We start from the raw sequence: 11,933 nt of genomic DNA on the forward strand, positions 1-11,933 counted from the left end.
AATACAACTTTAAAATTTTTAATCGGTCTTTTTTACATAGGCGGAGGCTGTATTTTTCTAACAATGATACCCTATAAAAATGATGCTTTTGCAAAACTATTGATTATGGGCATTTTTATTTTAATATGGGTAAATGACTCATTTGCATACCTAGTAGGTAAGAGTATTGGCAGGACCAAACTTTTTCCTTCAGTTTCTCCTAAAAAAACCATTGAAGGTACTTTAGGAGGTTTTATATTTGCACTAGCAGCAGCTTATTTAATGGCTACTTTCGAAGCTCTTATTAGTCCTGCTCAATGGATGATTCTTGCAACGGTTATTGTGGTAGCCGGTAGTCTAGGAGATTTAATAGAATCTAAATTCAAAAGAGCTGCAGGTGTAAAGGACAGTGGGGCAATATTACCTGGTCACGGTGGTATGCTAGATCGCTTGGACAGTTTGGTATTTGCAGCACCATTTGCTTATTTAACTTTAAATATATTCAGTTATGTTTCATAGAGAGGGACAAAAAATAATATTGTTTTCTTTTTTGATTATAGGTTCAAGCATACTCTTGGCCCACTACTTTATTGACATAGCATGGCTAAAATTGGCTATTCAAATTCTTGGTCTAGTTTTTCTCATTATAATTTTGCAGTTTTTTAGAAACCCTAAGAGATTGGCAAAAAAGAATTTTAATGAAATTCTTTCTCCTGTTGATGGTAAGGTCGTAGTGATAGAAGAAGTTTTAGAAAAAGAATATTTTAATGAAAAAAGAAGACAAGTATCTATTTTCATGTCACCGGTAAATGTACATGTAACAAGATACCCTGCTAGCGGAAGTATTACTTTTTCTAAATATCACCCTGGCAAATTCTTGGTTGCATGGCATCCAAAATCCAGTGAAGAAAACGAAAGAACAACCGTAGTCATCAAAACACCAAAATTTGGCGAAATCCTATACAGACAAATAGCTGGTGCACTTGCCAGACGAATTGTAAACTATGCCGAAAAAGGAGAAAGCGTACAACAAGGAGACGACGCGGGATTTATAAAATTTGGATCTAGAGTTGATTTATTTCTACCTTTAGATTGTCAGATCAATGTTAAGCTAAACCAAAAGGTTAAAGGTAATGAGACTTGTATAGCTACTTTTATTGACCCAAATGAAAATGAAGAAATTACGTATTGAGTTTGAGGAGACCGTTGCTTTGGTCAATAACTATACTGAACCACTACCGGCAGATATACTTTTAAAACTGTATGCCTACTACAAGATTGCAAATGCTAATTTTGAAAATCCTGGTAGTAAAACTCCACTAATCAATGCTTTTAAAGCAAACGCACTAATTCAAGCAAAGAATATGAGCAAGGAAAAGGCTATGCAATCTTACATTGATTTGGCTAACAAAGAATTAAAATACTAATTATCCATTATCATAGTATTAGTTGACACTGTCCATGTATGGCCTAAAATATTTCTTAAAAAATTGACTAACATTCGATGAAAAAATTAGAAAAATTAAAGTCCAATATTCTTCGAATCTCTATTGGCATTGTTTATTTATTTTTTGGATTCATAAAGTTTATACCGCATTTGAGTCCGGCAGAAGATTTAGCAAAAAATACTATTGGAATATTAACATTAGGAATTCTACCTTCTCAATGGGGCTTACTATTGTTGGCAATAGGCGAAACGCTTATAGGTATCTTTCTTCTACTTAACTGGAAACCTAGAATTATCATCAGCATAGCTATAATTCATATTCTATTCACTTTTACACCTCTATTTTTAATGCCTGAAGAAATCTTTGGCAAAGGTGAATTGGTTTTTACATTAGCAGGACAATACATATTTAAAAACATTATTATTCTAAGCGCCCTATTTTCTTTAAAGATTGATTTAGACATTCATCTAAAACGCTCTGCGATGAAAGAATCTACTGCAGAACATCTAATAGTTGTGAAAAATTAATGATAAAGATCTTCTAAATCTGCATCGCAAAGAGAGCTAAACAGATTATCTAATTTTGCACAAACATCTTTAAAGAAACGCTCTCCTTTTTCAGTAGTAGCAAATTCTGGATTACCAATACCCGTATCACTACTAACTTTTGACCACTGTCTTTCCGCCCACGCCCAACCTTCATTATAAGCGGTTATTTTAAAACTTTTAGCTCTACCACTACCCCATTTTTCCTTTGATAATACCAAATCAGGTCTTAAAAATAGCATTAAGCTAGTTTCCATTTCATCGGCATGATCACCTTCTTCTTTGAAATATTTAGATTTATCGAACATTGGTGGAAAGAAACAAAAACTGATGAACATATCCGGGAACAACAAACCTAACTCCCTTATAATAGGCTTAAAATTATTTCCGCCGTGACCATTGAACAACAGTAATTTCTTTATGCCTTGTCTATCTAATACTGTCACCAGATCTTTTAAAATAGCCAATTGAGTAGACGGATTTAGATTCATATCTAAATAAATATCGCTCTGACCGGTATTTACACCAAAAGGTATGGTAGGCAATACAATTACCTTCTTTCCTTTCTGCCAAGATGCACCAGCAGCTGACTCAGCCATACTTTGAACTTGGTAATTATCCGTGCCATATGGCAAATGATAATTATGCGCCTCTGTGGCACCCCAAGGCAAAATTGCTAATTCTATTTGTTCATCTTTTAGGTGTTCCCAATTGGTTTCAGCAAGTACGTAAGGTTTAATCATAGTCTTAAAGATACCATTTTAAGCATAAAAAAACCCTTGAAATTAATCAAGGGTTCGTTTATTTTTTTGATAAAATTGGTTTGTGAAATTTTATTTACAATACCTTTTTACCTGAAATGATATTATAAAGAATAACGATAACCGCTATTACTAACAAAATGTGGACTAAACTACCGGTTGCAAGACCAGGTACTATACCTAACATTCCTAATAACCATATAATTATACAAATAACTGCTACTAACCATAATAGACTTCTCATAATGTGTGTTTTTTAGATTGTTTATACTACAAAACTAAAGGGATTAGCCGTGTTAGCTTAACTCAAACAAATTGATTACTAGCTCTAAATCAGCAACTTTACCACAACAAGCACATTGATGAGTACTTAAAATCAATACTTTATACCAATTTTTCTTTGAAAAAATCTATGGTACGTGACCAAGCCAATTCTGCCGCTGGCTCATCATATCTAGGCGTAGACGTGTTATGAAAACCATGATTTACATTGTCATAGAAATAAGCTATATTTTCTTTGCCTAATTCATTCAATGCTTTTTCATATGCCGGCCATCCAGCATTTACTCGTTCATCCAAACCTGCATATTGTAATAATAATGGTGCATTAATATCTTCTAGACCTTCTGTTGGCTGCCCTCCATAAAATGGTACCGCTGCAGATAAATCAGGCACTTTTACTGCCATCATATTAGAAATCCATCCACCGAAACAAAAACCTACTACACCAATTTTACCATTGCAACCTTCGTGATTTTTCAAATACTCAAATGCTGCTATAAAATCTTCAAGCATTTCATTTCTATCACGCGTTTTCTGCATTGCACGACCTTCATCATCATTACCGGGATAACCACCTAACGGACTCAATGCATCTGGTGCTATGGTAATAAAACCAGCCAAGGCAGCTCTTCTGGCTGTATCTTCAACATAAGGGTTCAAACCTCTATTTTCATGCACAACCACTATACCAGGTAATTTAACCTCAGCAGATTTTGGTTTGGACAATAAAGCTTTTATTTCACCACCTCCTTTTTCAGAATTATAGGTAATAAATCCCGAATCTAAATCTGGATTGTTTTTATCCACCAAATATGTATTCTCATAATCTGGCATTAAAAAACTCATTAGAGAAGGCACTGTGAGACCACCTACGGCATACATAGATAATTTTTGCACAAAGTCTCTGCGTTCTAATTTATTATGGGCATAGGCATCATAAAGATCAAATACCTCTTGCTTAATATCTTCTTTTTTAAGTGGTTTCATTTTCTTAGCTTTTTTGTTCTATTTAAAAGTACGAAAACAACATGACTACCTAAATACTTTTAACAATAGAAAAAGCCTCATTTCTAACTGAATAGAAATGAGGCTTCGTTGATTATAAGATTAAGTATTAACCTAAGCTAGCTAAACTTTTTTCCAACGTTTCTATTTTAGCTTCGGCATCCGCTAACTTTTTACGTTCTACCGCTATAACCTTTTCAGGAGCGTTATTTACAAATCGTTCATTAGAAAGTTTCTTTTGTACAGATATCAAAAAGCCTTTAGTATATTTCAGTTCTTCATTAATCTTAACAATTTCAGCCTCTACATCAATAGCACCCTCCATAGGCACAAAGTACTCATTACTCTTTACCCTAAAAGTCAATGCCCCTTCTAACTGTTCATCCAAATAACTAATTTCAGATACATTGGTAAGTTTAGCAATTACGACATCCCAACGGTTACTTGCTTTTTCAGAATTTAACACTGATAATTCCAAAGCTTCTTTCATTGGAATATTCTTGTTCTTTCTTATAGTTCTAACACCAGAAATCACTTCGGCTGCAAAATCGAACTGAGCAATTAACTCTTCATCAATTTTACCAACAGTTGGCCATTTTGATATTACCAAAGCTTCAGTCTCATCTCTTTTTGCAATATGTTGCCAAACTTCTTCTGTCAAAAATGGCATGAAAGGATGCAAAAGTTTAAGGTTCTGCTCAAATAACGCTATTACCTTATTGAAGGTAGTCCTATCTATAGGTTGTTGATACGCAGGCTTGATAATCTCCAATAAAGAAGAACTATAATCATCCCAAACCAATTTATAGATAGACATTAAAGCATCTGAAATACGGAACTTGCTAAAATGATCCTCTATCTCTAATAATGTTTTATTCAACTTAGACTCATACCACTCTAAACCAAGTTTTGAAGCCTCTGGCTGAGGAATATCTGCAATCTCCCATCCTTTTACCAATCGGAAACCGTTCCAGATTTTATTGGCAAAGTTTTTTCCTTGCTGACATAGATCTTCATCGAACATTAAATCATTACCTGCAGCCGAGCTTAATAATAGACCTACTCGCACACCGTCCGCACCATAGTCTTCTATCAACTTTAAAGCATCAGGTGAATTACCCAATGACTTTGACATTTTTCTACGTTGCTTATCTCTAACCAATCCGGTGAAATAAACGTTTTCAAAAGGTTTTTCTCCTCTAAACTCATAACCGGCAACAATCATTCTTGCTACCCAGAAAAATAAAATATCTGGACCAGTTACTAAATCGTTTGTTGGGTAATAATAGTTTATCTCTTCATTATCTGGCTCCATAATACCGCCAAACACACTCATTGGCCATAACCATGACGAAAACCAAGTATCTAGCACATCGGCATCTTGTCGTAAATCACTTTCCTGTAAATCTGATTTACCCGATTTTTCTTTAGCAAGTTTTAATGCATCTGCTATGTTAGCCGCTACAACAAAATCTTCTTGACCGTCACCAAAGTAGAATGCCGGTATTTGCTGACCCCACCATAATTGTCTAGAAATATTCCAATCGCGAACATTCTCCATCCAATGACGGTACGTATTTTCAAATTTCTTTGGATGCAATTTTACATCGCCACTTTCCATTACCGCTTCTAAGGCAGGTTTTGCCAAATCTTCCATTTTCAGGAACCACTGATCTGACAACTTTGGCTCAATGACAGCCTTGGTTCTTTCTGAAGTACCTACTTTATTAATATGGGTTTCGGTCTTAACCAAAACACCTAAATCTTCTAATTCTTTAGAGATTTCTTTTCTTACAACGAAACGATCTTTGCCCTCATAATGCAATCCAAAACTATTTAAGGTTGCATTATCATTAAATATGTCGATAGTTTCTAACTTATGTTTTTCTCCTAACGTTTTATCATTTATATCATGAGCTGGCGTTACTTTTAAACATCCTGTACCAAATTCTACATCTACATACTCATCTTCAATTATCGGTATTACCCTATTGCAAATTGGTACAATTACTTTCTTACCTTTTAAATGAGTAAATCTTTCATCATTAGGGTTTATACATATTGCTGTATCACCTAATATAGTTTCAGGTCTTGTGGTTGCAATAGTCACCTTTTCATCTGACCCTTCAATAGCATATGACAAATAGTACAAAAGACCTTGTTTCTCCTCATAAATAACTTCTTCATCTGACAAAGTTGTCTGCGCTTCTGGATCCCAATTCACCATTCTGTACCCACGGTAAATTAAACCTTTGTTATAAAGATCAATAAATACCTTTATAACACTATCATAACGCTCTTGATCCATGGTAAACGCAGTACGGTCCCAATCACAAGAACAACCCAGTTTTTTCAACTGCTCTAAAATGATACCACCATATTCATTTGTCCAATCCCAGGCATGTTTTAAAAACTCATCTCTAGTAAGGTCATTTTTATTGATGCCTTGCTCTTTTAATTTGGCAACGACCTTTGCTTCTGTAGCAATAGAGGCATGATCGGTACCTGGTACCCAACAAGCATTCTTACCTAAAAGGCGGGCTCTTCTTATTAAAACATCTTGTATGGTATTGTTCAACATATGCCCCATATGCAAAATACCGGTTACGTTTGGCGGCGGTATTACAATACTATAAGGTTCTCTCTCATCTGGTTCTGAGTGAAAGTAGCCGTTTTTCATCCAGTAATCATACCATTGCGATTCTGTGGCTTGTGGATTATATTTTGAAGGAATTTCCATTTTTTGGAACAGTTTTTGAATAATAATAAACTGGGTTATTAAAAATTAAAGCCGAACTGACATTCTAACGGTCATTTCAGCTAAATTTCACCCAAAGATAAATACGAAACAAAAATAAGTAACGTTAGAGTATAACAAAAGGATTTTGAGGTTGATCTGAAAAGATTTAATTTTGACATCCACCCAAAATTATAAATGATGAAAAAAATAGTACTTGTATTATTTGTTGGCTTACTAGGTTTTAGTTTAACTGCACAAGATGCAGCTGCCAAAATAGAGTTTAAATCTGAAACCGTTGATTACGGCGAAATCGCTAAAGGATCAGACGGAGTAAGAGTTTTTGAATTTACAAACACCGGTACTGCTCCACTTATTGTAAGTAAAGTAAGTTCTAGTTGTGGTTGTACAATTCCAAAAAAACCAGAAGACCCAATTTTACCAGGTAAAACAGGTGAAATTCAAGTGAAATATGATACCAATAGAGTTGGTCCTATCCGTAAAGCAATTACGGTTATTTCTAATGCTGACACTCCTACAAAAGTTTTAAAAATTAAAGGAGAAGTTCAAGCTGCTACCGGTACCAAATAAAAGAACTTTTATAAAACTAAATGCCCAACTGAGAAGTTGGGCATTTTTTTTGTGCTTTATTGTTCGTCAAATAAAGGTTTTAATTCAAAACTAAAGAGTAGGTCACTGTCATACCTTTCTACAAGTACCTTAATTTTTTTATCTTTTTTGACATTGAGCATATGCATAATCTCTTGTAATTTATATCGGTGGATGCGCCTACCGTTTACCGCCAAGATAACATCACCTTCTCGTAACCCTGCCGAATGTGCGGGACTTCCCTGACGTATTCCCGAAACTATAATCTCTGGCACCAAGCTTAACCTTGTTGCTCCTTGAAGAATAATCTGCACATCGCCATAAGTCTTAGCATCGCTATTTACTACTCCGTTTGAATTTGTAATTCGTTCTGACACATAGCGCATACCGGCATGTTGTAAATCAATACCACTAACATTGTATTGAAACATTTTACTGAAATTGGCATTCTTGGTCAAGATTAGTTTTTCATTCTTATAATCGAACACCACATTAAAACGTTTAATAACCTCACCGCCTAAACTACCGTTTCTACCTCCAAAATCTGAAATTGTTGTAAACGTCTCCATATCAGGAAAGGCAGCTTTGGCATCACTCAGTACAAAATCTGAAATCTTTAAATGATTGATTTTAGTTCTCTTACCATAAATATTACCTGCAAGACCTTTTCCTAAAAAATCTTGGTAATGTTTATCCGGCAATTGAATTCTTTCATCTTCAAATAACCATACCGCATCGCTACTACCAGTATCCAATAACATTTTTACAGGTATTTCGTCATCCTTATTTATCATCACAAAAGCATCTAAATATGCTTTCTTTCTAATGACCGACATATCTACGATACGCGTATTCTTTGATTTTTTGTACTTATAAAGTTCGGGGTCATGAAATTTTATAGTTCGTTTTATGTAATTGATATCAACCACAAAATCTTTAAACAAGTCATAACCTATTATTCCATGAACAGGAACACCAAGACTTGGAGAAAAATTTATACCGGCATCCATCACCACATAAATGTTCTGAGACACATTCTTAACATCACCCATCTGAATAAAATTACCAGTGGACTTTAACGCATTTATAGGCTCACCCTCCCCTAACCCATTAATGGTAATTTCTGTTACGTTGTTTAACTGAATAGAATCTTGATCCGCCAAATTGAACAATATGGGTGTACCAACTCCAGAATCCAATACAAATGACAATTCCGTTCCATTGACATTAATAGGTATTACCATGAGATTATTAATCAACTGAAACTTGACTTTGTCAAATTTCTTTCCTGCAGGTAATTGATAGTTTTGACCTATTGCTAACCACGAAAAACAACAAAACAATAGAATTAGAAGAACACCTCTTTTACGTAACATAATCTATATGAATTAGTTAACCCTTTTTAAGATACGTAATAATTTGTTATAACACTCAATTTTAACAGTATTGCCAAATCCAAATAAAAGCTTAATTACTTTGTAAGTACCATAATCATTTATCACTTTTGTGAAAAATTCAATTTATATGCCATCTGTTTCAAATAAGGGGCTTACCATGCCTCAATCACCTATTAGAAAGTTAGTTCCGTTTGCTGAAAATGCAAAAAAAAGAGGAGTTAAGGTTATTCATTTAAACATTGGACAACCAGATATAAAGACCCCACAACAAGCTTTAGATGCTGTAAAAAATAATGATATTAATGTATTGGAATACAGCCGTACTGAAGGATCAGAGACCTTTAGAACCAAAATTGCCAAGTATTACATTAAAAACGATATACAAGTAAGCGCTACGGATATCATTGTAACTACCGGAGGTTCTGAAGCATTGTCTTTTGCAATGAACACTATTGCAGATACAGATGATGAAATTATTATACCCGAACCTTTTTATGCTAATTATAACGGATTTGCCACTGCTTGTGGTGTAACCGTTGTACCGGTAGTTTCTAAGTTAGAAGACAACTTTGCGCTACCGCCAATTGAGGATTTTGAAAAATTAATTACGCCTAGAACCAAAGCGATTTTAATATGTAATCCTGGTAACCCAACCGGATATCTATACAGCCAAGAAGAAGTTCAAAAATTAGCAGCTTTAGTTAAAAAGCATAATATATATCTAGTTGCCGATGAAGTTTACAGAGAGTTCACTTATGACAACAAAACCCATACTTCTATTTTAAAGGAAGAAGGTTTAGAAGAACATGCTATAGTAATAGATTCTGTATCTAAAAGATACAGCATGTGTGGCGCACGTATTGGTTACCTAGTTTCTAAAAATAAAGAGTTTATTGCCACGGCAATGAAGTTTGCACAGGCTAGATTATCGCCTCCTACATATGCACAAATAGCAAGCGAAGCGGCCTTAGATACACCTGACAGTTATTTCGCCGAAGTTAAAACTGAATATGTTGCAAGAAGAAATATTCTAATAGCAGAGTTAGAAAAAATCGAAGGCATTAAAATTGCAAAGCCTCAAGGTGCTTTTTATTGTATTGCTGAACTACCTATTAAAGATGCCGATCATTTTGCCCAATGGTTGTTAGAAGATTTTAATATTGACAACGAAACTGTTATGGTAGCACCAGCAGCAGGGTTCTACGCTACAGACGGATTGGGTAAAAACCAAATTAGAATTGCCTATGTTTTAGACCAAGATAGTTTAAAAAGAGCTGTTCAAATTTTAAAGGAAGCACTAAAAAGCTATAAAGGTTAATGATTATACATGAACACTTTTCCCTAAAAAACTACAATACTTTTGGTATTGATGCTACAGCAAGATTTTTTGTTGAAGTTACGTCTATTGAAGAATTACAAGACATTCTGGGCAACAAAAATTATGATAGAAAGATTATCATTGGTGGCGGTAGCAATATTTTACTTTCAGATTATATTGAGGCTTTATTTATTCATGTAGATTTAAAGGGAAAGAAAATCATCTCAGAATCTAATGAAACTGTAGAAGTACAGGTAATGGCAGGTGAAAATTGGCATGATATGGTCATGTGGACTCTTGACCAAAATTTCGGAGGATTAGAGAACATGTCTTTAATACCTGGTAACACTGGTACTGCCCCCATACAAAACATTGGGGCCTACGGTGTTGAATTAAAAGATTGCTTTGTTAGTTGCGAAGCTGTTAGTATAGAAAATCAAGAACTGGTTACTTTAAACAAAGAAGATTGTAAGTTTGGGTATAGAGATTCGTTTTTTAAAAATGAAGGAAAAGATAAATATGTAATTACTTCGGTTACCTTTTCATTCTCTAAAAAAGACCATAAAATTAATTCTGGGTATGGCGCCATTGAACAACAACTAGAAAAAGATTCCATTTCTGACCCCAGCATTAAGGATATTTCTAATGCGGTCATTTCCATAAGACAAAGTAAACTACCAGACCCAAAAGTTCTTGGCAATAGTGGCAGTTTCTTTAAAAACCCAATAGTTGAAAAAGAAATATTTGAAGAATTTATATTAAACAATTCTGAAGCTCCTTTTTATAAAGTATCAGATGAATATTATAAAATACCGGCAGGTTGGTTAATTGAGCAATGCGGTTTTAAAGGTAAACGTTTTGGTGATGCTGGTGTTCATAAAAATCAAGCATTGGTTCTTGTAAATTACGACAACGCAACTGGTAAGGATATTTTAAACTTAGCGGCAAAAATTATTGACGCCGTGAAAACAAAGTTCAATATTGAAATAAGTCCTGAGGTTAATTTAATAAAATAACCCCTGTAAAATTTACAGGGGTTATTACCAAACCAAACCAACCAAAAACAAAGTGGGCAGTTACCAGCCGACCACTTATTCAATATATATTTTTAGAAAACGCATCGTTAACAATCAATTTTATAATTTAGCGTTTAATCATATACGGTTCAATGTTAGCATTTGGATGTTCATCTTAAAAAAAAATATGTACATCTCTTAAATTATGAGCACTCTATTAGAAAATCATATTGTTGAATTACTACAAGAAAGAAACGAAAAAGCGATTTCTCTCTTGTATGATAATTATGCCGACACCCTATTGGGTGTGGCGAATAAAGTGGTGCGTGATCCCGATTTAGCTCAAGATGTAGTTCAAGAATCTTTTGTGAAAATTTGGAAAAAAGCGGACTCTTATGATCCTAAAAAAGCGAAACTATTTACTTGGCTTTTTAGAATTACACGTAACACCGCTATTGATAAATTAAGAAGTGTCAACACAAAGTCAGATAAAGAAATCCAAATAGATGTTTCTGACGTATATACTTTAGGCGTGGAAAGTACTAGACCAGAGTTAATGGATGTAAGAGAACATCTAGACAAAATTGAAGACAAATATCAAATTGTTTTAGAAGCTCTTTTCTTTCAAGGCATGACCCAACAAGAAGCTAGTGATGAGTTGGACATTCCCTTGGGAACCATTAAGTCTAGACTTAAAATTGGATTACGCGAGTTAGGCAAAATCTACGGCCCTGCCTTAGTTGCCATGTTATTAAATTTCGTATTATGAAAGACAAAATAAGAATTTTCCTTGATTCTGATTTATTAGAAAAGTATCTACTAGGAACAACTACCGA

13 protein-coding genes are annotated in these 11,933 nt (G+C 34.3%); 8 read left to right on the top strand and 5 right to left on the bottom strand.

What is annotated here, in order from left to right:
* The 4 genes from ABJI11_RS13345 to ABJI11_RS13360 all read left to right on the top strand — a co-directional run.
* The coding region (locus ABJI11_RS13345; protein ID WP_348353140.1) for a phosphatidate cytidylyltransferase at nucleotides 1–498 on the top strand (498 nt) is incomplete at its 5' end.
* On the top strand, nucleotides 488–1,171 hold the full coding sequence (locus ABJI11_RS13350; RefSeq protein WP_348353143.1) for a phosphatidylserine decarboxylase family protein: 684 nt from the start codon (nucleotides 488–490) through the stop codon (nucleotides 1,169–1,171). The genes ABJI11_RS13345 and ABJI11_RS13350, both read left to right, overlap by 11 nt.
* Nucleotides 1,146–1,406, top strand: coding sequence for an acyl-CoA-binding protein (locus tag ABJI11_RS13355; RefSeq protein ID WP_348353146.1), 261 nt, complete (start codon nucleotides 1,146–1,148; stop codon nucleotides 1,404–1,406). The genes ABJI11_RS13350 and ABJI11_RS13355 overlap by 26 nt, the downstream gene beginning before the upstream one ends.
* Nucleotides 1,407–1,483: 77 nt before the next feature.
* On the top strand, nucleotides 1,484–1,954 hold the full coding sequence (locus ABJI11_RS13360) for a hypothetical protein (protein ID WP_348353149.1): 471 nt from the start codon (nucleotides 1,484–1,486) through the stop codon (nucleotides 1,952–1,954).
* On the opposite strand, the gene ABJI11_RS13365 is transcribed toward ABJI11_RS13360, so the two are convergent.
* From ABJI11_RS13365 to ABJI11_RS13380, 4 genes are all read right to left on the bottom strand, one after another.
* Nucleotides 1,951–2,715 carry a creatininase family protein gene (locus ABJI11_RS13365; protein ID WP_348353152.1) on the bottom strand — a complete coding sequence of 255 codons (765 nt, stop codon included), beginning with the start codon at nucleotides 2,713–2,715 and terminating at the stop codon, nucleotides 1,951–1,953. The genes ABJI11_RS13360 and ABJI11_RS13365 overlap by 4 nt on opposite strands.
* 94 nt (nucleotides 2,716–2,809) lie before the next feature.
* Entirely contained in the window at nucleotides 2,810–2,977 is a 168-nt protein-coding gene (locus ABJI11_RS13370; RefSeq protein WP_027067903.1) for a lmo0937 family membrane protein, read from the bottom strand.
* A gap of 140 nt (nucleotides 2,978–3,117) precedes the next feature.
* A complete protein-coding gene (locus ABJI11_RS13375) occupies nucleotides 3,118–4,002 on the bottom strand; it encodes a dienelactone hydrolase family protein (RefSeq protein ID WP_348353155.1) in 885 nt (294 codons plus the stop codon).
* Between the two features lie 127 nt (nucleotides 4,003–4,129).
* Entirely contained in the window at nucleotides 4,130–6,760 is a 2,631-nt protein-coding gene (locus tag ABJI11_RS13380; protein WP_348353157.1) for a valine--tRNA ligase, read from the bottom strand.
* Between the two features lie 195 nt (nucleotides 6,761–6,955).
* Here ABJI11_RS13380 and ABJI11_RS13385 point away from each other — a divergent pair, with 195 nt between their 5' ends.
* The gene (locus tag ABJI11_RS13385) at nucleotides 6,956–7,348 is read left to right on the top strand and encodes a DUF1573 domain-containing protein (protein ID WP_348353160.1); all 393 of its coding nucleotides are present in this window, start codon (nucleotides 6,956–6,958) and stop codon (nucleotides 7,346–7,348) included.
* Nucleotides 7,349–7,404: 56 nt separating this feature from the next.
* Here the strand turns inward: ABJI11_RS13385 and ABJI11_RS13390 are convergent, their stop codons facing one another.
* Nucleotides 7,405–8,742 carry an aspartyl protease family protein gene (locus tag ABJI11_RS13390; protein WP_348353163.1) on the bottom strand — a complete coding sequence of 446 codons (1,338 nt, stop codon included), beginning with the start codon at nucleotides 8,740–8,742 and terminating at the stop codon, nucleotides 7,405–7,407.
* A gap of 148 nt (nucleotides 8,743–8,890) precedes the next feature.
* On the opposite strand from ABJI11_RS13390, the gene ABJI11_RS13395 reads away from it, so the two are divergent.
* The 3 genes from ABJI11_RS13395 (at nucleotide 8,891) to ABJI11_RS13405 (ending at nucleotide 11,866) form a co-directional block, all read left to right on the top strand.
* Nucleotides 8,891–10,081 carry a pyridoxal phosphate-dependent aminotransferase gene (locus ABJI11_RS13395; RefSeq protein ID WP_276494365.1) on the top strand — a complete coding sequence of 397 codons (1,191 nt, stop codon included), beginning with the start codon at nucleotides 8,891–8,893 and terminating at the stop codon, nucleotides 10,079–10,081.
* Nucleotides 10,081–11,097, top strand: coding sequence for a UDP-N-acetylmuramate dehydrogenase (murB, locus tag ABJI11_RS13400; protein WP_348353167.1), 1,017 nt, complete (start codon nucleotides 10,081–10,083; stop codon nucleotides 11,095–11,097). Before ABJI11_RS13395 ends, murB begins: the two co-directional genes overlap by 1 nt.
* 205 nt (nucleotides 11,098–11,302) lie before the next feature.
* Complete coding sequence (locus ABJI11_RS13405; protein ID WP_276494363.1) at nucleotides 11,303–11,866, top strand: sigma-70 family RNA polymerase sigma factor; 564 nt, start codon at nucleotides 11,303–11,305, stop codon at nucleotides 11,864–11,866.
* Nucleotides 11,867–11,933: the final 67 nt, after the last annotated feature.

Origin of the sequence: Maribacter sp., assembly GCF_039968975.1 — a bacterium.
In the GTDB taxonomy this organism is placed as follows: Bacteria; Bacteroidota; Bacteroidia; order Flavobacteriales; family Flavobacteriaceae; genus Maribacter.